This is a genomic window from Pontibacter litorisediminis (genome assembly GCF_029360645.1).
GTDB lineage: Bacteria > Bacteroidota > Bacteroidia > Cytophagales > Hymenobacteraceae > Pontibacter > Pontibacter litorisediminis.
Genome location: NZ_JARDUA010000004.1, coordinates 431,806 through 457,930, shown reverse-complemented (window position 1 = coordinate 457,930; position 26,125 = coordinate 431,806). Strand labels below are relative to the sequence as shown.

Genomic DNA, 26,125 nt, shown 5'->3' with positions numbered 1-26,125 from the left:
TTTATGTTATAAAGAACTACCGGTTTGATAAAAAAAGATGTGGCGGTGATAGGTGGCGGGCTGGCCGGGCTGGTAAGCGCACTGGGGTTTGCCAAAGCGGGCCTGCAGGTGGTGCTGGTCGAGAAAAAGGCATATCCGTTCCACAGGGTGTGTGGCGAGTATGTTTCAAACGAGGCACTGCCTTACCTGCGCCAGCTCGGAGCAAAGATCAGCACCCTGAACCCTGCCCGTATCAGCCACTTTGCCCTTAGCTCGCCATCCGGAAACACGCTGCAGGCAAAATTGGATTTAGGCGGCTTTGGCCTGAGCCGCTACACTCTGGACAGCTACCTGTATGAGCTGGCGCAGCAGCAGGGGGTGCAGTTCCTGCTTCAGCAGGCAGCGCAAGACGTAACCTTCGAAAACGACGCATTTACGGTGCAGCTAAGCAATGGGAAAAGTATAAAAGCGCGCACTGCCATCGGCGCCTTCGGCAAGCGCTCCAATTTAGACCGCCAGCTGCAGCGCAGCTTCTTTAGGGCCCGCTCACCGTACATCGGGGTAAAGTACCATGTCCGGTATGACTTTCCGCGCAATCTGATCGCCCTGCACAACTTCTCTGACGGTTACGCCGGCACCTCGGCCATTGAGGACGGCAAGTACTGCCTCTGCTACCTCACCACCCGCGGCAACCTGAAAAAGCACGGCTCCATACCGGCCATGGAGCAGGCCATACTTTACCGCAACCCGCACCTGCGCCAGATCTTTACAGCGGCTGAGTTCCTGTACCCGCAGCCCGAGGTCATCAACGAAATCTCCTTCTCCACCAAAACCTGCGTGGAGAACCATGTGCTGATGTGCGGCGACGCGGCCGGCATGATCACCCCGCTCTGCGGCAACGGCATGGCCATGGCCATACACGCAGCCAAGATTGCCACCGACCAGGTATTGCAATACTTTGCGGGCACTTATACGCGGCAGGAGCTGGAGCGGCAGTATACCCTGGCCTGGCAGAAGCAGTTTGCCGGCCGCCTTCGCCTGGGGCGCACGGTGCAGCAGCTGTTTGGTGGTCCGCTGCTGTCGGAGGCGGCGGTGGGGCTGCTGAAGGTGGTGCCGCCCGCCGTGCAGCTGATCATGCGGCAAACGCACGGGCGGCCCTTCTGAGGCACTACCTGCCGCTGCTCACATCTTATCCGCCACTGCTTCCGTACTTAGGCGTAACACCAAGGCAGCCGCTTGGGGCAGGCTCCTGATTCTCAGCCTCTGCCAAAACCATTCCGGCTGCCAGAAGTTAACCATACACTTAAGAGAGTCTATAGATACAAGCTTTACACCTGCAACCCCGACTACATGAAGAGCTATATTTGCGCCATCGGCACGGCAAACCCTCCGCACAAAATACCGCAGATGCAGGTGGCAGATTTTATGGCCGCCGCCCTGCAGTTTGGCGAGCAGGACACCCGCAAGCTGAAGGCGCTGTACCGCGTGTCGGGCATCGGGCAGCGCTACAGTGTGCTGGAGGACTATACCCGCCAGAACGGCAGCTTCTCCTTTTACCCCAACACCCCTACTCTAGAGCCTTTCCCCACGGTGCAGCAGCGCATGGATGTGTACCGCCGCCATGCCGTGGACTTATCAGAGAAAGCCATACGCAGCTGCCTGGAGCAGGCGGGGCCAACGCAGCTGCGCGAGCTGACGCACCTGATCACGGTGAGCTGCACGGGCATGTACGCCCCTGGCTTGGATATTGAGCTGGTGGAGCGGCTGGATCTCTCGCCTTGTGTGCAGCGTACGTCGGTGAACTTTATGGGCTGCTATGCGGCCTTTAACGCCATTAAGCTGGCAGACTCTATTTGCAGGGCAAACCCCGAGGCGAAGGTGATGCTGGTATGCACCGAGATCTGCACCATCCATTTCCAGAAAAACCCGGAGCAGGACCACCTGGTGTCGAACGCTCTGTTTGGCGACGGGGCGGCGGCCGTGCTGATGCAGGGGCAGCCCTGCCAACAAGTGAGCCTGGAGCTGCAGTCGTTCCACTGCGACCTGGCCCCGGCGGGCAAGCGCGACATGGCCTGGCACATCGGCGACACCGGCTTTGAAATGACGCTCTCCTCCTACGTGCCCGACCTCATTAAGAAAGGCATCAAACAACTGACCGAGCGGCTGCTGCAGGGGCTGAAGACCACTGCCTCCGAGATAAAGCTTTTTGCCATACACCCCGGCGGGCGCCGCATCCTGGAGGTGATAGAGCAGGAACTGGGCATGTCGCGCCACGACAACCGCTTCGCCTACCAGGTGCTGCGCGACTTCGGCAACATGTCGTCGGCCACGGTGCTGTTTGTGCTGAAGGAGCTGATGCAGACGCTGACGCCGCAGGAGCAGAACGAGCCGGTGCTGAGCTTTGCCTTCGGCCCCGGCCTTACCCTCGAATCGATGTTGCTCAAAGTACACTATGCACATGCTGAGGCAACGGTCTAACGAGCCGGAGCTGATGGACGACCTGACGCTAAGTGGCGAGGAGCTGCGGCAGAACCTGGCCGAGCTGGAGGTGATCAACAACTGGCTGGGCGGGCACAAAGTGGTGCTGGATGCGCTGGATAAGCTGGTGGCCAAGTATAAGCCCCGGCACCTGCGCATCGCTGACATTGGCTGCGGCGGCGGCGACACCCTAACAAGTATGGCCCGCTGGGCCCGGCGCAGAAGTATAAATGTAGAGCTGGTGGGCGTGGATGCCAACGACTTTATGGTGCAGTACGCCCGTAATCATTGCCGTGACTACCCGGAGGTGCAGGTGCAGCAGCACGATGTTTTCTCGGAAGAATTCGCCAAAAAAAAATATGATGTGGTGGTCTGCAGCCTGTTTTGCCACCATTTTACGGATGCGCAGCTGGTGCGCATGTTCGGGCAACTGCACCAGCAGGCAAGTATGGCCGTTATCATCAACGATCTGCACCGGCACTGGCTGGCGTATTACTCCATCAAGTACATCACGGGGGCCTTTTCCAGGTCACATCTTGTAAAAAACGACGCGCCGCTTTCGGTATGGCGGGCTTTCCGGAGGCAGGAGCTGGAGGAACTGGTGCGGCAGGCAGGCGTCACGAAGTATAAGCTGCGCTGGATGTGGGCCTTCCGGTGGCAGTTGCTGTTGTACAAAGTATAAACCACCTGTGCATTAAGCTTTACCTCTCAATAAAGATGCTGATGAACAAGCTTTTGCCGCTGCGGCTCCATTTGTGGCTGGCTCTTACCTATACTTTGCTTGCGCTTATACTGGTCGCTGATAAAGGGACGGTGCCCTCGCTGCCAGAGCTGATGTTCTACCTATTCCCGCTCTTCATGTATGTTGCCCGCATTGCCACCGGTGAGCGCCCATCTTCGTAGTATCCTTTAAAGTACAGGCATGAGCAGACAAACCATTAACTTTTGGATCCTTTTCTCGGTTTCCGTTATTCTTTCGGCACTGGCCATCACCATTTTCTTCAAGGCGCTCAAGGTCATCCTGATCGTGATCCTGACGCTGGCCCTAGCCCCTGTCATTTACCTCATCCTCCGGATGATCTTCCCGATAAAGAAGCGCGATGAGGACAAGCTGCGGGAGCGGGATTAAAGACTACTTCTCGTCTGAATCAGGATGAGCAGCATTGATAACTCACTAATTCGCTCAATCACTCCTTCAAAATTCCTCCACTAAAACCACAGCTGCTGCGCCAGCCGAAACGTGTTGGCATGCGCCTCCACAATGTGCGCGATCTTCTCGGAGTAGCCGCCGCCCATGCTTACCGTTACCGGCAGGTTGTTTTTCCGGCACAGCTCCAGCACCGCGCGGTCGCGTTTCTTGCAACCCTCTATGCTCATGCCCAGCTTGCCCAGCTTATCCGTGGCCAGCACATCCACCCCCGACTGGAAGAACACGAACTCCGGCTGCACCTCGTCGAGCAGGCGCGGCAGTTTCTCCTGAAGTATAGCCAGGTAGGTTTTGTCATCAGTACCCTCGGCCAGCGGCACGTCCAGGTCCGACTTCTCTTTATGAAACGGGTAGTTGTGGCCGCAGTGCATGCTGAAGGTGAACACGCGCGGTTCGTACTCGAAGATCTGCGCCGTGCCGTTGCCCTGGTGCACATCCAGGTCCACCACCAGCACTTTGCTGATACCTTTATACTTGAGGAGGTGGTTGGCCGCGATGGCAATGTCGTTGAGCAGGCAAAAGCCCTCGCCGCGGTCGGTGAAGGCGTGATGGGTGCCGCCGGCGATGTTCATCCCGATACCATATTCCAGCGCAAACAGGCTGGCCTGCACCGTGCCGTTCATGATCACCACCTCGCGCTGCACCAGCTGCTCGGAGAGCGGAAAGCCTGTCTTTCGGATTTCCGACGGCGTGAGCTGCAGGTTACTAAGCCGCTGCCAATAGTCGGTATCGTGTGTGTCGAGGATGAACTGCTCTTTAAGCGGATCAGGCGCAAATAAGTTATCATGCGTAATGGTGCCCTCGTACAGCAGCTGCTCGGGCAACAGATCATACTTCTCCATCGGGAAGCGGTGGCCTTCGGGCAGGCTGTGGGCAAATATTTCGGACCAGGCAATCTTCAGCATAGCACAAAACTAACAATAATAACGGCACCAGTGTTTCGCGAAAACAACAGAATTCAAGCCTACTCCTCACGCCGCTCTCATACAGAATTTATCCAATTTATATCACTCCAATTATGCTTGGTGGATAACTTCTGTAACCATTTTAGCTTGTGGGCAGGTGGTGAGTTTTCCAGCATTTCAAGGTATATAAATGTGGATAACTTTGTTGATTACACATGTTTATCCACTAAAAGCTGTGAATTAGCTGTGAAAAAGAGCTTCAATTTCTGATATTTCAGTGAAAACCGGCAGAAGTGTGGAAATTATCCACAGCCCTTATAAATGTTGCCACAGCGACAACGCACCTAAATATCACTTTCCCTATTCATCAAAAAGCACAATAAAGACTACTGTAGCAGGAGCGTGTGCAAAGCCTGCGCTTCGCCTCGAGGAATATAGCCGCCGTTACAAAACCTCTGGTGCGAAATGATAGTATAAACCCTATATAAGTTCCTTGCATCATGCGGGGCCATGTACACTGTTAACCCATAACTATGAAAAAGATACTTTTCGCAGTCGCACTGCTGCTTTGGTCGGTTGCCGGCTTTGCCCAGGATGATGACATGGAAGGGCCCAGCAGGATTATGCAGAACCACAACCTCCTGAGCCGATCGCCTAACTCAGGCATAGGCATAAAAGGCGGCGTAAGCTTTGCCAGCGTGCACGGCAGCGATAAAGATAAGTTCGGCTCCACCAACAGCCACACCTCCTTCCACGCAGGCGTTTTCGCCCAGTTTGGCCTCAGCGACTTCTTTTCGCTGCAGCCCGAGCTGCTGTACTCCCGCAAGGGCTTTGAGCGGCAGGACTCTGTTTACAGGTTCGATTACCTGGAGGTGCCGGTACTGGCCGTGTTCAACATATCCGATAACCTGAGCGTGCACCTGGGCCCGCAGGTAGGCGTGATGGTGTCGGCGAAGGTGGAGGATGAGGAAATAGACCTGGAGCCGTACAACACCTTCGAATACGGCCTTGCCGCCGGTCTGGAGGGCAAGCTGGACCGCTTCAGGCTAGGCGCCCGCTACGCCCACGGCTTTGCCGACCTGCGCAAGCAGAACGATAGCGGCGCCAGCATAGACGAGGACATCAAGAACGGCGTGATCCAGGTATATGTGGGCATCAGCTTCTGACCCCTGCAACGCACGTACAATATCCTTAAAAAGCCGGCAAAGCACCGGCTTTTTTTAGTGTGGGGGCTCCTGCAAAGTATAAACTATATCATTTTTTCCTATAAAAGCGTACCATTAGGTTGTAATGCGGCCCCTGGCCCAGATTATCCACCTAAAAACAAACATGGGCAAACAACTCCGATACCTGCTCTTGCAGCTGGTTGTACTTGTGCTGATAACCAGCGGATGCGACACCACCGTCAGGACCGATGAGGCACTGATCAGTGATGCCGTGGTAAAGGAGAACCGTACTTTGCCCACCGATACCTTTGTTATAGACACGGCACGCAGCAAGGTTACCTGGATCGGGGCGAAAATGACCGGCCGCCACAACGGCCTGATCGACATACAGCAAGGCGAGTTGTTTATGACCGACAGCCTGGTGACAGGCGGCAACATAGAGCTGAACATGACCACCGTGCGCGCTGCCGACAAGACCATTGACCAAAAGAGTAACCAGAAGCTTACCGACCACCTGCGCTCCCCCGACTTCTTCGACTCGGAACGCTACCCCTCCGCCTCTTTTGAGTTAACCGGCATAGCCCCTTACGATAGCACCGATGAGCAGGTAAGCGGCGTGGTGCCGCGTTATGACGAGCACCGGGTAAAGAATCCATCGCACCGCATTACCGGCAACCTGACCATCCGCAGCCAGACCAAGAGTGTGTCTTTTCCGGCACGGGTAACGCTGGAGGACAGCCTGCTGCGCGCCAAGGCCAATTTTAACATAGACCGCACCAAGTGGGGTCTGGTGTACCGCTCCGACAACTCCCTGGGCGATAAAACCATCCGCCCTGAGGTAAACATTGGCCTGGATATCGTGGCCACCCACCGAAAGCCCTAACCCACAGTTGCTTACCCTTCGCCGGAGGCATAAACCCTTTGGTGCTGCCGGCACAAACAACAACGGCTGTATGCTAAAGCCGTTTTTTGTGCGTTCCTACTCATAAAACCACCGTTACCTATGAGAAAATACCTCTACCTGCTCTCTTTGCTATTCCTTAGCCTTACAGCCAGCGCCCAGGGCCAAAGCCTGAGCCAACTGAACCAGGGGCAGGCACGCACGCTGGAGACGGGTATGCTCGTGCTTGGCGGATGGGCCATTGTGAACATACTTTTCAGCAGCTTTAAGCTGACCAAGGCCACCCGCAACCGCAAGTACCTTTACCAGATGAACGTATACTGGAACATTATCAACCTGTTGATCGCCAGCTTCGCGCTCTACGTTATCCTTTCCAGGGACAGCGCCGCCCTGAGCCTTGCCGAGAGCCTGCAGCTGCACGTCTCTTTCAAGAAGGTGCTGTACCTGAGCCTTGGCCTCGACTTCGGTTTCATACTTTTGGGGGCCTATCTGAGAGAGCGGTCGCGCACCGCTATTAAAACGGAGCAGCTGCAGGGCTGGGGGCAGTCCATCATCCTTCAGGGGGCTTTCCTGCTGCTGCTGGATTTGGTGCTGGTGGTGCTGCTGGAGAATTACGCGGAGCCGCTCTTCCGGATGGTGCAGCAGGGGTAAAGCGCACGGTTCGTACTTCCTGCCATCTCCAAAAAAAGCGAGCCGCACTTTAACGTGTAAAGTGCGGCTCGCTGCAAAGTATAGATGATGCCGGGTTAGCGGTCGTGCTTCCCTTCGGCAAACTCTTCTACCATCTTTCTGTTGAAGGCCGGTATATCATCGGGGTTACGGCTGGTCACCAAACCGTTATCCACCACCACTTCCTGGTCCACCCATTCGGCGCCGGCATTTCTCAGGTCGGTTTGCAGCGTGTGGTAGCTGGTCATTTTCTTGCCTTTCACCTTGCCGGTCTCGATCAGCGTCCAGGGGCCGTGGCAAATGGCCGCCACTGGCTTGCCGCTCTCCATAAACTTGTTCACAAAGCTCACGGCTTCCTTGTTGGCGCGCAGGTGGTCGGGGTTCATCACGCCGCCCGGCAGCAGCAGCCCGTTGTAGTCCTCGGCGCTCACCTCGCTCAGCTTCTTATCCACCTTAAACTTGTCGCCCCAATCGGTGTGGTTCCAGGCCTTGATCTCATTATTCTTGTTTGGGGAGATGATGTGCGTCTCGGCCCCCTCATCCTTCAGGGCCTGCAGCGGCTTTGTCAGCTCCACCTGCTCAAATCCTTCTTCTACCAGTATCGCAATCTTCTTTCCTTCTAGTTTGTTAGCCATTGTTAAGTTTGTTTTTAGTCGTTAAACATTTCCTATCTAAATAACGACTGAGTGCGCCTTTTGTTAACCTCCTTTCCAAATCCCCTCCCTATTAAATCTTAGCCGCCGCTAATATTTCTTCAAAATTAACTTGCGGGTTTGAGCCTGGCAGCCTAAGTTTGTGCCACTATTTGTAATTAGTCTAAATAAACAAAAAGGCCTGGCACAGCAAAGGAAATGCCTTGCAAGGCCCCCATAAACCAAACCGCGATATGCTTAGAAAGTATACTTTACTTGCTGCGCTACTCACGCTTAGCCACATGGCCTCGGCGCAACAGCAACAGCAGCACCAGCAACAACACCGCTCCCATCACAAGGGCGCCGCCATTAAGGGCCGCGTGTTGCAGGCAGATGGCCAGCCCGTGGCGGCAGCCAGCATTGTTATCGAAAACACCCAGCTGGGCACGGTAACCGATGACAACGGCTACTTTGAGATCAGGCGCCTGCCGGAGGGCACCTACCAGGTAAGGGCCATGATGATGGGCTACAACAGCAGCACTGCCAAGGTGCAGTTGGCCCACGACGAGACCAAGACAATTGACTTTAGCCTGGCTGCCAAAGCGAACCAGGTATCGGAGATAGAGGTGTTCGGGGTGAGAGACAAGCAGCCTGAGAAGCTGGATGCCATCACGCGCCTGCCCCTGAAGCCGAGCGAGCAGATCCAGAGCATCTCGGTGATCTCTGAAAAACTGATTGAGCAGCAGGGCGCGCTGACGGTGATCGAGGGGGTGCGTAACGTGCCGGGCGTTTATACTTACGCTACCTACGGCGGGGTGCGCGAAAGCATCTCTTCGCGCGGTTTCCGTGGCATCCCGACGCTGAAGAACGGCGTGCGCGTAATGACCGACTTCCGCGGCCAGGGCTTCTCTACCGACATGCAGGGGGTGGAGAGCGTGCAGGTGCTGAAGGGCGCCAGCTCTATTACCATGGGTGCCTCTACGGACCTGGGTGGCCCGGGCGGTATCGTGAACATCGTCACCAAAACCCCTAAGTTCGAGAACTCCGGCAGCGTGTCGCTGCGCGCCGGCAGCTGGGGGCTGATCAGGCCTACCTTTGATGTGCAGCGCGTGCTGGACAAAAGCAACAAAGTGGCCGTACGCCTGAACGGCGCCTATGAGAACGGCGGCAAGTTCCGCGACCACATGGAGAACGAGTCGTTCTACATCAACCCATCCCTGGAGTGGCGGCCAAACAACCGCAGCACTTTAACCCTGGAGATGGACTACTTTAACGAGGCGCAAACCATAGACCCGGGTACGGTGAACCTCTCTGTCGGCAACAAGGAGAACAAAATTTACGACCTGCCGTCGGAGCGCTACCTGGGCTTTGAGTCTGACAAGACAGACCTGAAGCATACCACCTACACCGCCCGCTACAACTACAATATCACCAACAGCTTATACCTGCGTGCCGCTGTTTTCAACTCCAACTACAACTACGACGCCATCAAGACCAACCTGTCGGCGCTGAAGGCGAACCCACAAACAGGCGTAAACGTGAACGAGGTGAACTGGTACCGCCGCTCTATCGGGCACAACTCCACCCGTGAAGACAACAGCACGGTGCTGCAGCTGGACCTGGTAGGCCGCAAGGTGGCTACAGGCAAGATCAACCACACCTTCCAGCTAGGTGCTGATTACCGTTACATCGACCTGTTTCAGCCTACTTACAACTCCATCGCCATAGACGAGATCAACGTGTTCGACCCGGCCACTGTCTCGCATACTTTGCCGGAGAACCTGCCTGCCTTTGAGCGCACCGGCGGCACACGCGCTTACGACTACCGCTTCGGCGCCACATTCCAGGATGTGATTCAGCTGACTAACTGGGCCCGGGTATACGGTGGCGTGCGCTACAGCACCAACAAAACCAGGAGCGACGGCGAGAACAGCGCCACCACCGAGTTCTGGAACCCGCTGGCGGGCGTGATGTTCACGATTAAAGACGGCCTGAACATCTTCGGTTCTTATACCAACAGCACCAACCCGCGCTCAGCCTCGGTGGTAGACGAGAACGGTAACCCGCTGGGCGCCGAGCGCATCGATCAGTTGGAAGCCGGCATTAAGTCAGAGTGGCTGAACGACCGCCTGCGCTTTAACCTGACGCTCTTCAAGATCAACAACAAGGACATGAACCTGCAGGCCTTTACCGTGGATGAGAACGGCGTGGTGCTGCCAACCGGCTACTATGTTAAAGGCGGGAATGACGAGCGCAAAGGTGTAGAAGTGGAACTGACCGGCCGTGTGTTGGAGAACCTGGAGATCGTGACCGGCTACGCTTACATAGATGCACAGTATAAAGACCACACCACCTTTGTACCGGGCTCTGCGCCAAACAACACGCCAAAGCACACCTTTAACGCCTACGCCAACTATACCCTGCGCAGCGGCATGCTGCAAGGCCTGAACATCGGCGCCGGCGCTTACTACCTGGGCGAGCGCCCTTACAACGACTGGACACAGGATGGGGTGCAGTACCACAACATCGACCCAAACACTGCCCCCTGGTACAACAAAGCCTACACCATCGTCAATGCGCAGCTGGGCTACGAGTTTAAGAAGCACTGGGGCGTAAGGGCGCTGTTTAACAACATCTTCGACACCGTGGGCTACGACGCTTACCGCAGCAACTTCATCGACAGAATTCAGCCGCGGAATTTCTCTGGTGTAGTTACTTATAAATTTTAATTAGATTGATTCCAAATAATTAAAAACTGCCGATATTTACATCGGCAGTTTTGCTTTAACTCAAGCACCTATACCCCTCGCACCATGAAAAAGTATACCTTCCGAAAATTCTTTAACGATGTGCACCTGTGGCTGGGCATTGCCAGCGGTCTGGTGCTGTTTGTGGTTTGCCTTACCGGTACTATCTATACTTTCCGGGATGAGGTGGAGCAGCTGATGGACCCGGGCAAGTACCGTGTGGAGGTACCGGCCGATGCACAGCCTATGGCCCCCAGCGCCCTGATCGCGCAGCTGGAGCAGGAGCTGAAGGGCAAGGTGGTGAACCTGAGCATACCAGAGGATAAAGCCAGTACCTACAGCGTGGGCATTGCCCCTGCCAGTGGCCCGGAAGGCAAACCGAACGAAAAGGGTGGAGAAAAAGGCAAAGGCGGCGGCGGAAGACCGGCGACCTACTATGTGAATCCATATACCGGCGCCGTAGTAGGCACACCGGAAAGCGGCACTTCGGAATTCTTCGGCACTGTGATGCGCCTGCACCGTTGGCTGCTGATAGAGGGCGATGTGGGTAAGGTTATCGTGGGTGCCTCTACCATCATCTTTACGTTTCTGGTGCTAACGGGCCTGGTGCTGTGGTTCCCCGTGAAGCGCAAAAACTGGAAACAGGGCCTCAAGATCAAAACTAACGCGAAGTGGAAGCGCGTAAACCACGACCTGCACAATACGCTGGGCTTTTACTCCTCCATCCTGCTGCTGATCATGGCGCTTACCGGCCTTTGCTGGTCGTTTGAGTGGTACCGCGACGGCCTGAGCAGCGTGATGGGCTCCGAGGTGTTTAAAGGACGAAAAGAGAAGCCTGCCCCCATTGCCGCTGCACCAACCACAGCCACCCCGGAAGATTATGTAGCACAGGCCAACCTGCTGCTGCCCTACCCGGGAGACCTGCGCCTCTCCTTGCCAGCCGATGACACCACGGCGGTAGTTATCCAAAAGAGCAAGACAGGCTTTTTTGCCCTGGCCGCCTCGGACAAAGTTCAGCTGAACAAGCACAACGCAGAGCCGCTGAAAGTAGAGAAGTTCTCCGATAAAGCCCTAAACGAGCAGATCGTATCGCTGATAAAGCCGCTGCACCTGGGCAATGTATACGGCACCTTCTCCAAGATCCTTTATTTTATTGCCTGCCTGATAGCCACCAGCTTGCCCGTTACCGGCACGCTTATCTGGATAAACAAGCTGCGCAAGAAGAAGCCGGGCAAAGTTGTCCGGACTGCGGCGCATGCCACCTTAGCCAGTAAGTAGTTTCTCCTGAGGACTCTTGGGAGAAGCAGGACAACACTGATATATACCAGCCCCCGCCACGGTTTATACTTTAAGCCGTGGCGGGGGCATTTTCTTTCTAGCGTAAGTCTTCAGCTGGTATATTGCCATGGTGTCGGATTTCTGACTCTGCTGGCTTGAAAAGCCACACCTTATACTTTGGCTACACTTCTGCTGGCGCAAGCGTCCGCTTGTGCCTCGCTTAGCCGCTGTTTCCTTCCACTTGAACCAAGCTATCCTTGCTAACAACCGTTCACCCACCGACTTACAAGCGGCTCGTTTCATCTCTGGCTTTGGTGCTCTCAAGCCCGAGAGGGCTCGTCCTCGGGCATCGCGCTGTCTACATTTCCTTTGCTGTCGCAATGCCTTCGGCACCGGAAATCTAGAAGGCGCTCAACCCAAAGACTGGGATCAAATTTGATAGCCACCGCTGACGGAGCTTGAACAGAGCTCCCCTCCTTTGACAAGGAGGGGCATGGGTGGTTGAACCAGGTATTACATGGAGCTCCCATATCCTTCCTGCTTAACTGGAAAGGGCTGGGGAGAGGTGTTGCTTGGCAGGGCTGGCTAGAACAGGTCCCACGGAAGCCCCTTTCCCACTAAATAGTCTTCCTGAAATCAACTGTAAATATTAATTTTAGCCAACCCCACACCTATATTTTCCGGTGAAACGTTATCCTTATACTATGAAGAAAAGACTGAACTTACTGTTCGCCGCGCTGGCATTTATACTTGTAGCGTCCCCTGCTTTTGCGCAGGAGGTAAGGGTAATAAAATTCAAAGACCTGGAGCAGATCCGCACAGTTCCGCACGACACACTATATGTGGTTAACTTCTGGGCCACCTGGTGCAAGCCCTGTATAAAAGAAATGCCGTACTTCGAGGCGCTCTCGGAGCAGTATAAAGATCAGCCGGTGCGCGTGATGCTGGTTAGTATGGATGCCGCCGAAGACCTGGACAAACGCGTGAAGCCTTTCGTGCAGAAGCGCAACCTACAGTCGGATGTGCTGCTGCTGGACGAGGTAGACGCCAACACCTGGATAGACAAACTGGAGCCCAAATGGAGCGGCGCCATACCGGCCACCATGGTGTTCAACAACAAGCGAAAGCAGTATGAGTTTGTAGAGCGGGAGCTGTCGCAGGAGGAATTGCAAAGCCTGATCACAAAGTATAAACCATAACATTTACCCACTATGAAAAAAGCTAAGCTACCTTTCGTAAATTTTCTCTGCCTGCTGTTTGTGGGCGCCCTGTTGGCAGCTGTTCCTGCCTCTAACGGCTACCAGGTAGGCGATACTGCCCGCGACTTCAGGCTGAAGAACGTGGACGGCAAAATGGTTTCCATGGCCGATTACAAGGATGCCAAAGGCTTCATCGTGACCTTTACCTGCAACACCTGCCCCTACTCCGTTGCCTACGAAGACCGCCTCATAGCGCTGCACAACAAGTATGCGCCGAAAGGCTATCCCGTTATCGCCATCAACCCGAACGATGTGAGCGCCTCGCCCAAAGACTCTTTTGCCGACATGCAGCAGCGCGCGCAGGAGAAGAAATTCCCCTTCCCTTACCTGCAGGACGAAACGCAGGAGATTACGAGAGCTTATGGCGCCACCCGTACGCCGCACCTATATGTTGTGCAGAAGCAGAACGACGGCAAGTATAAAGTGGCCTACATTGGCACTATTGACGATAACTCCCGCGACGCCTCTAAGGTAGGAAAGAAATATGCCGAAGCTGCTCTGGATGAGTTGGTAGCAGGCAAAGCCGTCAGCCAGCCTCACACCAAAGCCATTGGCTGCACTATAAAGTGGAAGGAGGCGTAGTTTAGTTTTATCCCGGTTACAAGGAGTACAGTATAAAGTCCCTGTCAGGTAAAATGACAGGGACTTTATAATTTAGCCGAGATAAGCGTTTATATACGTAACTATCCGTTTCATGATACGCCTATAGATAAGCAGGCTGCTTAAAATATGTTTCCTTTGCAAACGGACTACCACCACAGCAACATCAATACCACATACAAAACCTTTATATCCAATGCTTTTAAGGCATTCCTGGTTACTTATGTATAGAGTTTGCTTGATAGGCACTTTAGTGTTATCTTGTATTACTAATGTTCTATATTGCATGTTTACACATTCAATTTTTAAACCGTGCACATATAGCACCACATATAGGGCCAATAACCGGAACAGCTCCTTATACACTATAGTTAGCCAACATTTAAGAAATGGAAGAAATTATACATAAGTCTGGGGTTAATAAACAATTCTTATTGTTCAGAATTGGAGGCTTTCTACTTTGTTCCGCTTTTGTGCTTCTAATTACGTCCCAAACAAAAGTCTACGATTTAACTTACGCTTTACTTGTAGGCTTCTTCGCCTTCTTCGGTTTTTGGTCATTATTAGACTCATTCCGAATGAAACAATTGATTCTCACCGATAGAAGGCTTATTTATAAATCACCAATTCTGCCTGTTTACCTTGAAGTCTACCTGGAAAATATAAGCAAGATAAAGGAAGAAGATTACGAGGTTTCAGCAAAGCATGAAAGCACAACATATCAGGTTCATAGGGGGAGAAAGGCTACTGTACTCACAAAGGAAGCAGGAGAAGTGCTAAGCTTCAACTCATACGAGACAGCCGATTATTACATATTGATAAATAGGCTAAAAGCTGTTACCAAGAAACTGCCAGAAGGTTTTGTGGGTGACCCTGAACAGTATGGTAAGTTCGAGCAGAAACTGTTTGGTTCATCTGGTATGTACTGGCTGATAATGTTGATTTTTCTAACAGCTTTTCTGTTCTATCTGGCATGGAAAATAACTGCTGGCTAACAACAGCTATAGTTTATAAACACACTATAGCCTAACCGTTAGAAGAAATTTAGAATAAAATCTTATCTTGAAGTTACCATTTTGGTAACTTTTTTCTTTATATTTGAGTTCTAAACTAAAGAAGTGAGAGTAATAGCAAAACGGACACTGCGGGATTTTTGGGAAAAGCATGCCGACAGTGAGCAGCAGCTAAAAGCTTGGTATAGCGAGGCAGAGCAGGCTGAATGGAAGTCCCCGAACGACATAAAGAAAGATTACCCTTCAGCTAGCATACTGGAGGACAACAGAATGGTCTTCAACATCAAGGGGAATAACTATAGGTTAATCGTCAGAATCAACTACAAGTATGGAATTGTTTGGATACGCTTTGTCGGGACGCATGCTGAATATGATAAGATTGACGCTACTAAAATTTAACTAAAATAGAAATGAATATTAAGCTGATAAAAACAGAAGAAGATTACCAATTGGCCCTGCAAAGGCTGGAAGAGATATTTGACGCAGAACCGGACACTCAGGACGGCGATGAGTTGGAGGTGCTCTCGTTCCTAATAGACTCCTACGAGAAGGAACACTTCCCGATTGAAGCACCTGACCCGATTGAAGCAGTAAAGTTCAGAATGGAACAACTCGGTATAAAGCAGAAGGACTTAGCCGAAGTGCTGGGCTTCAAGAGTAGGGTAAGTGAGGTGCTGAACAGAAAGAGAAAGCTCACACTGGAAATGATAAGGAATCTGCATAAGACGTTGAATATCCCGACAAATGTGCTTATTCAGGAATACTAAAAGAAAAACAACCTTCTAACACTGTATATACAAATCCCTTGCTACGCACGGGTTATGCATATACTAACCGTTACACAAAACTGAACATCACAAACTCACACATATGTATTATATCCTTTTCTACAAAACCACAGAAGATTACCTCGAGAGACGCGGCGCGTATCGCCCTGAGCACCTGGACCTGATCAACAAAGCCCATGCAAAAGGCGAGTTGGTAATGGCCGGTGCCATGGCAGACCCTGCCGACAGTGCCGTTTTCATCTTTAAGGGCGACAGCCCGCAGGCGGCCGAAGAATTTGCCAAGAACGACCCGTATGTAAAGAACGGCCTGATCCGGGAGTGGCAGGTGCGCCAATGGACGGTGGTTGCCGGCGGTGAGTAACGTATATGATGTACCAGGCTCCGGAGTTAGTGTTTATACTTACCCCGGGGCTTCCTTCTAAAACCCAACCTATAAACTATGAATCCTATCATCAAGCCACAGGACCTGGTTTCACTCCTCCAGCAGCAGCCCCTCATACTAATAGACGCCCGTTCCGGCCCCGATGCCGGGGACAAGTATAAGGCAGCGCACCTGCAGGGCGCACTCTTTGCCGACCTGGAGACAGACCTGGCAAGGCCGACGGATAACCCCGCGGTGGGGGGCAGGCATCCGCTGCCAAGCGCTCCGGAGTTTGCAGCTTTTCTGGGGCAACTGGGCATAACCCCGGAGAGCCATGTGGTGGTGTACGATGACATGAGCGGTGCCAACGCCGCGGCGCGCTTTTGGTGGATGCTGAAAGCGATGGGCCACGAGCGGGTGCAGGTGCTGGACGGAGGCTACCAAGCTGCCGTGGCAGCGGGTGTTCCTGTTAGCAGCAAGCCGGAGCAGCCTATGCCGCAGCAGCCTTACCCGCAACAGGATTGGCAACTGCCCACTGCCACTGTAGAGGAAGTGGAGCAAGCCGTTCAGAACCCCGAAAATCTGGTGGTTGATGTGCGCGCCGCTGCACGCTTCCGTGGCGAGGTTGAGCCCATTGACCTGGTAGCCGGCCACATTCCGGGTGCCGTGAACATCCCGTACACCTCTAACCTCGACAGCAACGGCTTTTACCTGCCGCAGGAGGAGCTCAGGGCAAAGTATAAAGAAGCGCTCGGCAACCGCAAACCAGAGGATGTGACGGTGCATTGCGGCTCCGGGGTAACGGCCTGCCATACCTTGCTGGCCATGGACTACGCGGGCCTGGACATACCGAAGCTATACGTTGGCTCCTGGAGCGAGTGGTCGAGGAGCGGGCGTGAGATCGGCACCGGGGAAAAGTAAAGTATAAATAGGGCGGCAAATGATGCTGCCCTATTCTGTTTTCTTGGTATCTATTGGCAAGGGGGCCTCTGTGGGCGCAATGGCGCTGCCGGCCTTTTGTGAAGGGCTCAGGTGGCGGCGGTGCTTCAGGCCCTCCAGCCGCGCCTCCACCTCATACTTGTTGTTGTAGTAGCCTACCCGCCACGACTCCTGCAGGTACAGCCACAGGAACCGGAAAAAGCCGTGCTCCCGGAACTGCCGTATATGGCACAGCTCATGCGCCACCCACCCCTCGTCCTTCAGAAACGTTTCCCGGCTAACTCCGCTCAGGTAAATGGTTTTGCCCAGCACCATGGCCACATTGCTGCTCTTTAGCACCAGGCGCGCAATACGGGCAAAAAATGAGCGTTCTACAACTTTAAAATCCATAAAAATAGTACTCTAAATAAGGCGTAGTATAAGCATTTATACTTGCCACCGATGCTCCAAAGTTACCTTTTGGCTGTAAAAGCTGCGCAGCAAACACGCCCACAGGGCATCTTATAGTTTGGCGCTTAAGCAGATAAGGGCTACTTTTGCACCGGATAAGGTACGGCATCTCTGCTGCCATTACCTATTTTATACTTTTTCGGGCAATGATCGGGTGGGCCCGGTACATGCTTTACCCTATGAAAAAAGCAGCCATACTAAGTGCCTTGGCGATTTTGTCGCTGGTGCTTTCATACTTTTACGAGGTGGCCCCGGCCAGCCGGCCAGTTACAGAGCAGGCAATGGCACTGCCTGCCATTACCCCTTACCCGCTGGATACGCAGGCTTACGTGCCCTATGCCTGGGCTGAGTACATGATGCCGGACAAAGAGGCCGAGGAGCCACACGAGGAGTATTACATCAAAAAGCTAGGCCTCAGGTTCAGAAATCCTGACTACCGTGCCCTGGTGGAGGCAGCCTCCAAATGGATTGGCACCCCTTACCGCTACGGCAGCAGCAGCAAACGCGGCACCGACTGCTCCGGCCTGGTTACCAGCCTGTATCAGGAAGTGTACGGCATAAACCTCAGCCGCAGCTCCCGCTCCATGTTTCAGGATGTGGCCCGCATCAAGAAAGACAGCGTACGCACCGGCGACCTCGTGTTCTTCCGCCGCAGCGCCAAAGGCCCCATCTTCCATGTGGGCATTTACCTGAAGAACAACAAGTTCATTCACTCCTCTACCACCAGGGGCGTCATGGTCAGCTCACTTTCAGAGCCATACTTCCGCAACCGCTACTTTGCCGCCGGCCGGGTAAACTAACCTTCTGCCATCCCCCCTGCTCCTGGCTTTTTATCCTGCAAACCATAACAATTTTAATGGGAGCAAGTATAGGAAGGTTACCAATTGTTTACGCAAATTGCACCCGCTTTGGCAGCAGCAGAGGCCGCCCCAGAGCAACCTTAACCCAACGTATAAGCATGACAGATAACAAAGGACCGGAAGGCAAAAAAGTAGCCGACAGCCCCATATTCAAGAAGATACTCGAGAAGGCGGAAGCTTACCTGAAGCACCCATCGGAAGTGGCCAGGCTGATTAGCGAAACCCTGAAAAAAGCCACGGCCAAAAAAGGCGTGGGAGCCATCGCCAGCGAAGTGTGGGAGAACCTGCAGCTGCTTACCCGCATGCTGAAAGCCGCCAGCTCCGGCGAGTACAAAGGCATCCCTACTACTACATTGGTTGCCGGCGTGGCCGTCCTCATCTACTTTCTGATGCCGATAGATGTGATACCGGACGTGATTCCGGTGATAGGCCTGCTAGATGATGCCAGCCTGCTGGCCTGGTTTATGGCCAGTATAAAAACCGAGCTGGATAAGTTTAAGGAGTGGGAAGCTTCCCGCCCTATACAGGTAACGCCTGCCGAAGGCGGGCAACACACCCCCGAGAAACACGATGCCGACGTCTCGTTCGGCACCCCAAAGTATAGCGACCGCTCAGCCGGCGACATACAGACCGACACCAAGCCAGGCTATTAACCAAACCAAACTAACTATGGAAACAAACAAGAAAAACCAGGACAAGAAAGCGAAAGCCCAGCAGGGTGAGGAGCACGAAAACCCCAAGGCTAAACACTCCTCGCAAGGCCACAGCACCGACGCAAAGGGCACTGTAACAAACACACGAGAGGCCACAGAACGCTCTGCCACCACCGACAGCAGCCGTGCCCCTAAAAACCCGCACGACGACATGCCGACCGGAGGTAACGTTCGCTAACTTACGCTATTCCGAAAAAAGCAGCGGCAGGCTAGAATATAGCCTGCCGCTGCTTTTTTCTTGTACTTTACACAGCTACAAAAGCTCCCTCTACAACTGTCTTTCCGCCTACTCATCAGTCTTTAACTTCTAAAATATAGCACAATACAAATACATTAATTTAAATTAAATGCCACAAAAGCTTCTGCAGTAGTCTTTTTTTAATTAAATTAATACCTATCTTTGGCCACATAAATTTTGTACTTTAACTTTTAGCCAGTGTCTTCATCATTCTTACGTCTTACATCCGTCAACCTGCATATCGACGGAATTGGGAAGGTGCTGTTTGAGCGGAGCGACAAAGCAAAGCGGCTGAGCATCAGTGTGCGCCCCCTGAAGGGCGTGCGAGTAGCTGTGCCGCCGCACATCAGCTTTGAGAAAGCAGAACAGCTTATTTACACCAAGGCCGACTGGATCAAAGAGCACCAGGCGCGCATGCAGCAGCAGGAGCAGCAGGTAACCACTTACGACCACAACACGGAGTTCAAAACGAAGTACCACACCCTGCGTTTGCTCACCCATGCCCGCTACGACATGCGCTGCGTCGTCCAGAACGGCTACATCAACGTGTTCTACCCAGCCTTTAAGGAGGTGCGCGACCCGGATGTGCAGAAGTTTATCCGCAAATCCATGGAGGAGGCTTACCGCAAGGAGGCCAAGCAGTACCTGCCGCAACGGGTGGCCTACTTTGCCGACAAGTTTGGGTTTGAGTACCAGAGCGTGTTCATCAAGAACGCCAAGAGCCGTTGGGGCAGCTGCTCGCACACCAACAACATCAACCTGAACCTGCACCTGATGCGCCTACCCGATGCCTTGTGCGATTATGTGATCCTGCACGAGCTGGCGCATACGGTAGAGAAAAACCACGGTCCGCGTTTCTGGGCGCTGCTCGACAGTGTTTGCGGCAACGCCAAAGACCTCGACAAAAAACTGAAAGCTTACCGAATCTCCATTTTCTAACAGGTTGCCTATTGCCATACTTTACTAAGCTGATTTATACTTCCTGATTGAAAACAAACCGGTAACGGCCTGAGAGGCTGCTGCTACAAAGTATTACTGTGCCCTACTTACCACATGATGGCGCACAGAAAAGCGCTGCAGGTTTCCCTGCAGCGCTTTTTGCTTTTGCAGCATAGCCTGTAACTCCCTTTGCCTTGCGAGCAATGTATAAGCCCATACTCAGTCCTCTACTAAAAACAGGAAAGGGAGTTACAGGCTGTGTCGGATCATACCACCTTTAGCCCCTCCGAGCAGGGGAATTCACCTCACCCCAGCCCTCTCCTAAAAACAGGAGAGGGAGCTCTGTTCAAGCTCCGTATGCTGGAGCTATCGAGCATGTTCCCAGTCCTTGGGTGGGGGTAGGGGCCCTCGAAAAAGAGCGCCTTCTAGATTTCCGGTGCCGAGCGAAAGCGAGGCATTGCGACAGCAAAAGAAATGTAGACAGCGCGATGCCCGAAGACGAGCCCTCTCGGGCTGGAGAGCACCAAAGTGTGAAATGGAAAGAGCCGCTCGTAAGACTGAGGATGAACGGCAGCTAGCAAGTATAGCTTAGTTCTGATTGCAGGAAGCAGGGGCAACACGAGCTAAAAGCTCGCGCTAGCGGGGGGCTGCTTATAAGACTGTGGATCAGCAGTGGCTAGAGAGGATAGCTTAGTTCAAATCAAAAGAAGCAGTGGCAATAGAAGACACAAACGGGCCCATGCGCCAAAGGAAGCTGAGCAGCAGCTCCAATCACATATCTCACAGAAAATCAGCTGTCGAACCTATCGGTAAATTGCAGCAGCACCTTAACCTTCGTAGCTTACCGACGCAAACCGGTAGTTTACCGACTTCTCTCCCGAGTCTGCCTATTACCCCTAGACGCGCGAGCCAGTTTAAAGTACCTTTACAACAGAAACTTAAGGAACAGAACTATGGAAAACAGAAACCAAGTCCCAAACAGCCACTACGGCGATAACTGGCCCGAGCAGCGTGGCGGCTCCAGAGGCAAAGTAATGGCAGGCTTGCTGCTGATTGCGGTAGGCGTTACGATACTTGCCTCCAAACTCAACATCTTCTTCCTGCCTTACTGGGTCTTTTCCTGGCAGATGCTGCTGATCGTGATCGGCCTCTTTGTGGGCTTCCGGCATAACTTTAGAAAATCGGGCTGGCTGGTGCTGGTGCTGATCGGAACAATCTTCCTGATAAACGACCTGGTGGCAGGCTTTAACCTGCGCATCTACTTCTGGCCCATCCTGCTGATCGGTATTGGCTTATGGGTGATGCTGAAGCCGCGCAACCGTTACAGCCATCGCCTCAGCCCGCCGGCATCCGACAAAGGCCCTGGGCACGAGCCTTACGACCGCTATACCGAGAGCAAAGAACCTGGCAGCGGCCCTTACGCAGACAGCTACACCGACACCACCTACTCTACCGAAGACATTGTGGACGCCACCGCCATCCTTGGGGGCATCAAGAAGAACATCGTTTCCAAGAACTTTTTGGGAGGAGAAGTGGTGAGCGTGTTTGGCGGAACCGAACTTAACCTAAGCCAGGCGGACATACAGCACCCGGTTGTGCTGGAGGCCACGCAGATCTTTGGCGGAACCACCCTGATCATCCCGCCGCACTGGCAGGTAAAGTCCGAAATGGTGGCCATACTGGGCGGCGTGGAAGACAAACGCCCGATGTTGCCTGACGGCTTTGACCCAAGCAAAGTGCTTATTCTAAAAGGCACCACACTCTTCGGAGGCCTCAACATCAAGAGCTACTAAAGTATCGCTACTCGTTACCGGTTGTTCGTTATCCGATACCTGGTTCCTTAACTATAAAGACACAACAAATTGTGTCTCTGTTAAACTCTAAAACTCTTTGACTCCTAAACTCTCTAACTCTAAAGCATGTCTCCGAGCCGCGTTATACTTGCTTACCTAGGGTGGGCGCTGCTGTGGGCGGCGGTGCAGACGGCGCTGCTGTGGTCGGTGGGCTTTAGCCTGCCAGTGGCTGCATCGGACGCGCTGCTCACCAACCTGCTGCTTGCTGCTGGCGGCTACGCCATGGGCACCGGCCTGCGCTACTACCAGCCAAGTATACGCGAGGCTGCCTATCTGCTGGGCTGGAGCATGGGCCTGGCAGCCCTCAGCACAGTGGTTTTTTACTGGGCTACCACCCGGGCGTTTAAGGGGGATGTGGTGTACCTGGACTTTGTGGACGCCACGCTGGCGGTGCGCTTCGTGTTTACCTGGCTGATGGTGCTGCTGCTCTTGCTGCTGAGTTGGTTCTGGTTTTATACCTTAGAAAGGCAGCAGGATGAGCAGCGCCGCGCCGCCGCCGAGAAACTAGCCCGTGAGGCAGAGCTGCATACCTTGCGGCAGCAGCTGCAGCCCCACTTCCTGTTCAACAGCCTTAACTCCATCTCGGCGCTGGTGGTGGCGCGGCCGGAGCAGGCCCGTAGAATGATACAGCAGCTTTCCGATTTCCTGCGCGGCACCCTGCGCAAGGACAATCAGCAACAGGTAAGCCTCTCCGATGAGCTGCAGCAATTGGAGCTTTACCTGGAAATAGAGAAGGTGCGCTTCGGGCACCGCCTGCAAACTGCCATTGAAGTACAAGATGAAACAATGAACATGCGCCTGCCGGCCCTGCTGCTGCAGCCTGTAGTGGAAAATGCCATTAAGTTCGGCCTTTACGATACCGTGGGGGATACCGTGATCAGCATAAAAGCCACCGCCCAGGATCATCAGCTGCTGCTGCAGGTGCAGAACCCCTACGACCCCGCCACCACACGCCCACAGCGCGGCACCGGCTTCGGCCTTAGCTCTGTGCAGCGCCGCCTGTACCTGCTCTACGCCCGGCAAGACCTGCTGCAGACGCGGCAGGAGGAGAACCAGTTTGTCACCAGCATTAAAATCCCACAGAAAAATGATTAAATGTTTAGTTATAGACGATGAGCCCCTGGCCCGCAGTATTGTGGTGGAGTACCTGCAGCAGCACCCGGAGATACAGGTGGTGCAGGAGTGCGGCGACGGGTTTGAAGGCGTAAAGGCTATACAGCAGCACCAGCCTGACCTGATTTTCCTGGACATACAGATGCCCAAGATAAACGGCTTTGAGATGCTGGAACTGGTGGAGCAGGCGCCGGGCGTAATTTTTACCACCGCTTATGACGAGTACGCCCTGAAGGCCTTTGAGGCCAACGCCGTGGATTACCTGCTCAAGCCCTTCAGCCAGCAGCGCTTTGATGCCGCCCTGAAAAAATGGTTGCAGAAACGAGGCGCCACAACTGCGGAAAGCAAGGCCGGGGACCTGAGCGAGGTGCCCGCCAAACAGCCCGAGGAGCAGCTGCGCATCGTGGTAAAGGCTGCCAACGACATCCGCATTATACCTGTACGGGACGTTTTATACCTGGAGGCCTACGATGATTATGTGAAGGTGCATACTTCCGAGGGCCTCTTCCTGAAGAAGAAGACCATGAGCTACTACGAGCGCGTGCTGGACCCGAAGCAATTCGTGCGCGTGCACCGTTCCTACATCATCCCCCTCACCCAACTCACCCGCATAGAGCCCCTGGAGAAAGACAGCCACCTGGCCCTGCTCAAGACCGGGGTGCGCATACCGCTAAGCCGCAGCGGCTACAGCAAGCTACGGCAAGTGCTAGGCATTTAACAAAAATTTAACAGTATAAACCTGCTGTGCCGGCTGCTTTTCTTTGGATGAAGCACGGACAAGTATTGCTATACTTTTCACGTGAGTTTGTCTATATAACACCGCTGTTCGTCTAAAAACCTGTAGCTGGCACGGGCACATCATCAATCACAAATGCTTGTAATTAAGCCAGATAAGAACATTGTATAACGTCTGTTGTTAACTAAATTACAGGCAGGAAACTTTTGAAATGAAAATTGTTTCCATAGTTTTGCCCCGCATTTAAGGTATGGAGACAGCAGAAAGAACAGATACTCAGAAGAAGATACTGCAGGCGGCGTTTAGCATGTTTTGCCAGCGCGGCATAAAAAGCGTGTCTATGGACGACATTGCCCAGCACCTGGCCATGTCCAAGAAAACGCTTTACAAGTGGTTTAAGAACAAAGACCAGGTGGTGTACGACTCCACCATGGCTTACCTGAAAACACTGCAAAGCGATTGCGTGTGCTTTGTGGACCGGGCCGACAACGCCATTGACGAGCTCTTCCAGATCATCCAACTGACAAAGAAGGTCTTTTCCGTGATTCACCCTTCCGTTTTCCACGACCTGCAGAAGTACCACCGCGACAGCTGGGAGCTCTGGATGCAGCACAAGAACAGCTTTATGCTCGGTATCGTGAAAGGCAACATTGAGCGGGGAATGCAGGAAGGCCTGTTCCGCCAAGACCTGGATGTGGAGGTGATGGCCCGCATGCGCCTGGCCCTGATCGAGCTGCCCTTTAACCCGGAAGTATACCCGCCGCACGAGTTTGACATAAAGCAGGTGCAGTTGGCGGTGCTGGAGCATTACATGCTGGGAATGGCAACGCTAAAGGGGCATAAACTGATCAACCAGTACAAGCAAGTAACCGAAGAAGAATAATTACTACCTACTACCACCAATCAAAATAAATTATGAAAAAACAGATTAGCCTGCTTTTAGCCATACTTACCTTGTGCGGCGGCAGCTTTGCGCAGGGGCAGCAGCAGGAGCCCATGCGCCTGAGCCTGCAGGAAAGTATAGAGTACGCCATGCAGCACCGTGCCAGCCTGCAGGCCACCCGTAACGAGGAGCGCAGCGCCAAAGCCAAGGTGGGCGAAATACGCGCCATGGGCCTGCCGCAGATAAACGCGGCGCTGGAGACGGGCGATAACTTTGTGCAGCAGCAGAGCTTTCTGCCGGCAGAGTTTTTCAACGACCCCGACGACCCTAACTCGCCGCAGCCCGGCACCTTTGTGCCGGTAACCTTCACCCCGGCCTATACCAGCAATGCCACCATAACGGCCAGCCAGCTGCTGTTCGACGGCTCCTACCTGATAGGCCTGAAGGCGGCGAAGACCTATACCGAGCTGTCGCGCAAAACTACTGCCCAAAGCGAGATTGAGGTGGCCGAGCAGGTGAGCAAGGCCTATTACAGCGTGCTGGTGAGCGGGGAGCGCATGGCGCTGCTGGAGCAGAACATCACCCGCCTGGATACTTTGCTGTTCCAGACACAGGTGATGTTTGAGAACGGCGTGGCCGAGAAGCTGGATGTGGACCGCCTGCGCGTGCAGCTGAACAACCTGAAGGTGGAGCAGCAGAAAACGCAGCGCCTGCTGCAGCTGAGCGAAAACCTGCTCAAGTTCCAGATGGGGCTATCGCAGAAGCAGCCGGTGCTGCTGACCGATAAACTGGAAGAGGTGGACATCGACATGAGCCAGCTGCACCCGCAGAACTTCAACTATAGCAACCGCATCGAGTATTCTTTGCTGGAGACGCAGCAGAGCCTGGCCGAGCTGGATTTGCGCAACATCCGCTCCGGCTATCTGCCGAAACTACACTTAAACGCCCGCTACGGCTATAACGCCGCCAGCAACGAGTTCAAAGAAATCACCACCACCCGCAATTACCTGGAGTACGGCTACGTGGGCGCACAGCTCCAGGTGCCGATCTTCGATGGTTTGCGCAAGCACTACCAGATACAGCAGAGCAAGGTGACGCTGGATAACGCCAAGCTCGGCTTCGAGACGCTGCGCCAAAGTATAGACCTGGAGCTGGAGCAGGCCTCCACCGAACTCACGAACGCCCTGGATGTGCTGAAGGCGCAGCAGGAGAACCTGGCACTGGCCGAGGACATCGCGCGCGTGGCCAAGATCAAGTTTCAGGAGGGGATAGGCTCCAACCTGGAGGTGGTAACCGCTGAAACCGACCTGCGCGAGGCCCAAACCAACTACTACGCTGCCATGTACGATGCCCTCATCGCGAAGGTAAACCTGGAGAAGGCCACCGGAACGCTACTTGTAAAATAAAACTATCGAAAA

Annotated in this window: 29 protein-coding genes; 26 read left to right on the top strand and 3 right to left on the bottom strand. The window is 53.7% G+C overall.

Going from position 1 to position 26,125, the window contains the following annotated elements:
- The first annotated feature begins 24 nt into the window (after nt 1-24).
- The 5 genes from PXG97_RS15510 (at nt 25) to PXG97_RS15490 (ending at nt 3,586) form a co-directional block, all read left to right on the top strand.
- Nucleotides 25-1,143, top strand: coding sequence for an NAD(P)/FAD-dependent oxidoreductase (locus tag PXG97_RS15510; protein ID WP_276498694.1), 1,119 nt, complete (start codon nt 25-27; stop codon nt 1,141-1,143).
- Between the two features lie 186 nt (nt 1,144-1,329).
- Entirely contained in the window at nt 1,330-2,457 is a 1,128-nt protein-coding gene (locus PXG97_RS15505) for a type III polyketide synthase (RefSeq protein WP_276498693.1), read from the top strand.
- Nucleotides 2,432-3,139, top strand: coding sequence for a methyltransferase domain-containing protein (locus PXG97_RS15500; RefSeq protein ID WP_276498692.1), 708 nt, complete (start codon nt 2,432-2,434; stop codon nt 3,137-3,139). Before PXG97_RS15505 ends, PXG97_RS15500 begins: the two co-directional genes overlap by 26 nt.
- A 41-nt stretch (nt 3,140-3,180) precedes the next feature.
- Nucleotides 3,181-3,360 carry a hypothetical protein gene (locus PXG97_RS15495; RefSeq protein WP_276498691.1) on the top strand — a complete coding sequence of 60 codons (180 nt, stop codon included), beginning with the start codon at nt 3,181-3,183 and terminating at the stop codon, nt 3,358-3,360.
- Nucleotides 3,361-3,379: 19 nt separating this feature from the next.
- Nucleotides 3,380-3,586 carry a hypothetical protein gene (locus PXG97_RS15490; RefSeq protein ID WP_276498690.1) on the top strand — a complete coding sequence of 69 codons (207 nt, stop codon included), beginning with the start codon at nt 3,380-3,382 and terminating at the stop codon, nt 3,584-3,586.
- Nucleotides 3,587-3,666: 80 nt separating this feature from the next.
- Here the strand turns inward: PXG97_RS15490 and PXG97_RS15485 are convergent, their stop codons facing one another.
- On the bottom strand, nt 3,667-4,569 hold the full coding sequence (locus PXG97_RS15485) for a histone deacetylase family protein (protein WP_276498689.1): 903 nt from the start codon (nt 4,567-4,569) through the stop codon (nt 3,667-3,669).
- Nucleotides 4,570-5,102: 533 nt separating this feature from the next.
- On the opposite strand from PXG97_RS15485, the gene PXG97_RS15480 reads away from it, so the two are divergent.
- From PXG97_RS15480 to PXG97_RS15470, 3 genes are all read left to right on the top strand, one after another.
- Complete coding sequence (locus tag PXG97_RS15480; RefSeq protein WP_276498688.1) at nt 5,103-5,735, top strand: porin family protein; 633 nt, start codon at nt 5,103-5,105, stop codon at nt 5,733-5,735.
- 163 nt (nt 5,736-5,898) lie between these two features.
- Complete coding sequence (locus PXG97_RS15475; protein WP_276498687.1) at nt 5,899-6,618, top strand: YceI family protein; 720 nt, start codon at nt 5,899-5,901, stop codon at nt 6,616-6,618.
- Between the two features lie 120 nt (nt 6,619-6,738).
- Entirely contained in the window at nt 6,739-7,287 is a 549-nt protein-coding gene (locus tag PXG97_RS15470; protein ID WP_276498686.1) for a DUF6992 family protein, read from the top strand.
- A 95-nt stretch (nt 7,288-7,382) separates the two neighbouring features.
- Here the strand turns inward: PXG97_RS15470 and PXG97_RS15465 are convergent, their stop codons facing one another.
- Nucleotides 7,383-7,940 (bottom strand): type 1 glutamine amidotransferase domain-containing protein, encoded by a 558-nt coding sequence (locus PXG97_RS15465; protein ID WP_276498685.1) that lies wholly within the window; start codon nt 7,938-7,940, stop codon nt 7,383-7,385.
- Between the two features lie 251 nt (nt 7,941-8,191).
- On the opposite strand from PXG97_RS15465, the gene PXG97_RS15460 reads away from it, so the two are divergent.
- The 9 genes from PXG97_RS15460 to PXG97_RS15420 all read left to right on the top strand — a co-directional run bounded on the left by PXG97_RS15460 (nt 8,192) and on the right by PXG97_RS15420 (nt 16,904).
- Nucleotides 8,192-10,666: a TonB-dependent receptor gene (locus PXG97_RS15460; protein WP_276498684.1), complete on the top strand. Its 2,475-nt coding sequence runs from the start codon at nt 8,192-8,194 to the stop codon at nt 10,664-10,666.
- An 84-nt stretch (nt 10,667-10,750) separates the two neighbouring features.
- Nucleotides 10,751-11,962, top strand: a complete 1,212-nt coding sequence (locus tag PXG97_RS15455) for a PepSY-associated TM helix domain-containing protein (RefSeq protein ID WP_276498683.1) — start codon at nt 10,751-10,753, stop codon at nt 11,960-11,962.
- A gap of 704 nt (nt 11,963-12,666) precedes the next feature.
- Nucleotides 12,667-13,161 (top strand): TlpA family protein disulfide reductase, encoded by a 495-nt coding sequence (locus PXG97_RS15450; protein WP_276498682.1) that lies wholly within the window; start codon nt 12,667-12,669, stop codon nt 13,159-13,161.
- A 12-nt stretch (nt 13,162-13,173) separates the two neighbouring features.
- Nucleotides 13,174-13,803: a thioredoxin family protein gene (locus tag PXG97_RS15445; RefSeq protein ID WP_276498681.1), complete on the top strand. Its 630-nt coding sequence runs from the start codon at nt 13,174-13,176 to the stop codon at nt 13,801-13,803.
- 407 nt (nt 13,804-14,210) lie between these two features.
- Nucleotides 14,211-14,816 carry a hypothetical protein gene (locus PXG97_RS15440; protein ID WP_276498680.1) on the top strand — a complete coding sequence of 202 codons (606 nt, stop codon included), beginning with the start codon at nt 14,211-14,213 and terminating at the stop codon, nt 14,814-14,816.
- 123 nt (nt 14,817-14,939) lie between these two features.
- Complete coding sequence (locus PXG97_RS15435) at nt 14,940-15,233, top strand: type II toxin-antitoxin system HigB family toxin (RefSeq protein WP_276498679.1); 294 nt, start codon at nt 14,940-14,942, stop codon at nt 15,231-15,233.
- Between the two features lie 11 nt (nt 15,234-15,244).
- Nucleotides 15,245-15,601, top strand: coding sequence for a helix-turn-helix domain-containing protein (locus PXG97_RS15430; protein ID WP_276498678.1), 357 nt, complete (start codon nt 15,245-15,247; stop codon nt 15,599-15,601).
- 103 nt (nt 15,602-15,704) lie between these two features.
- Nucleotides 15,705-15,983 carry a YciI-like protein gene (locus tag PXG97_RS15425; RefSeq protein WP_276498677.1) on the top strand — a complete coding sequence of 93 codons (279 nt, stop codon included), beginning with the start codon at nt 15,705-15,707 and terminating at the stop codon, nt 15,981-15,983.
- Between the two features lie 78 nt (nt 15,984-16,061).
- Nucleotides 16,062-16,904: a sulfurtransferase gene (locus PXG97_RS15420; RefSeq protein ID WP_276498676.1), complete on the top strand. Its 843-nt coding sequence runs from the start codon at nt 16,062-16,064 to the stop codon at nt 16,902-16,904.
- Nucleotides 16,905-16,934: 30 nt separating this feature from the next.
- On the opposite strand, the gene PXG97_RS15415 is transcribed toward PXG97_RS15420, so the two are convergent.
- The gene (locus tag PXG97_RS15415) at nt 16,935-17,312 is read right to left on the bottom strand and encodes a hypothetical protein (RefSeq protein ID WP_276498675.1); all 378 of its coding nucleotides are present in this window, start codon (nt 17,310-17,312) and stop codon (nt 16,935-16,937) included.
- A gap of 239 nt (nt 17,313-17,551) precedes the next feature.
- Here PXG97_RS15415 and PXG97_RS15410 point away from each other — a divergent pair, with 239 nt between their 5' ends.
- From PXG97_RS15410 to PXG97_RS15370, 9 genes are all read left to right on the top strand, one after another.
- Nucleotides 17,552-18,172 (top strand): C40 family peptidase, encoded by a 621-nt coding sequence (locus PXG97_RS15410; protein WP_276498674.1) that lies wholly within the window; start codon nt 17,552-17,554, stop codon nt 18,170-18,172.
- A 158-nt stretch (nt 18,173-18,330) separates the two neighbouring features.
- Nucleotides 18,331-18,885 carry a YkvA family protein gene (locus PXG97_RS15405; RefSeq protein ID WP_276498673.1) on the top strand — a complete coding sequence of 185 codons (555 nt, stop codon included), beginning with the start codon at nt 18,331-18,333 and terminating at the stop codon, nt 18,883-18,885.
- Nucleotides 18,886-18,901: 16 nt separating this feature from the next.
- Nucleotides 18,902-19,123, top strand: coding sequence for a hypothetical protein (locus PXG97_RS15400; protein WP_276498672.1), 222 nt, complete (start codon nt 18,902-18,904; stop codon nt 19,121-19,123).
- A gap of 258 nt (nt 19,124-19,381) precedes the next feature.
- A complete protein-coding gene (locus PXG97_RS15395; RefSeq protein WP_276498671.1) occupies nt 19,382-20,122 on the top strand; it encodes a M48 family metallopeptidase in 741 nt (246 codons plus the stop codon).
- A 953-nt stretch (nt 20,123-21,075) separates the two neighbouring features.
- Nucleotides 21,076-21,915 carry a LiaF transmembrane domain-containing protein gene (locus tag PXG97_RS15390; protein WP_276498670.1) on the top strand — a complete coding sequence of 280 codons (840 nt, stop codon included), beginning with the start codon at nt 21,076-21,078 and terminating at the stop codon, nt 21,913-21,915.
- A 126-nt stretch (nt 21,916-22,041) separates the two neighbouring features.
- Nucleotides 22,042-23,070: a sensor histidine kinase gene (locus PXG97_RS15385; RefSeq protein ID WP_276498669.1), complete on the top strand. Its 1,029-nt coding sequence runs from the start codon at nt 22,042-22,044 to the stop codon at nt 23,068-23,070.
- The gene (locus PXG97_RS15380; protein WP_276498668.1) at nt 23,063-23,806 is read left to right on the top strand and encodes a LytR/AlgR family response regulator transcription factor; all 744 of its coding nucleotides are present in this window, start codon (nt 23,063-23,065) and stop codon (nt 23,804-23,806) included. The genes PXG97_RS15385 and PXG97_RS15380 overlap by 8 nt, the downstream gene beginning before the upstream one ends.
- A gap of 268 nt (nt 23,807-24,074) precedes the next feature.
- Complete coding sequence (locus tag PXG97_RS15375) at nt 24,075-24,707, top strand: TetR/AcrR family transcriptional regulator (RefSeq protein ID WP_276498667.1); 633 nt, start codon at nt 24,075-24,077, stop codon at nt 24,705-24,707.
- A gap of 32 nt (nt 24,708-24,739) precedes the next feature.
- On the top strand, nt 24,740-26,113 hold the full coding sequence (locus tag PXG97_RS15370) for a TolC family protein (RefSeq protein ID WP_276498666.1): 1,374 nt from the start codon (nt 24,740-24,742) through the stop codon (nt 26,111-26,113).
- The last annotated feature ends 12 nt before the right edge of the window (nt 26,114-26,125 follow it).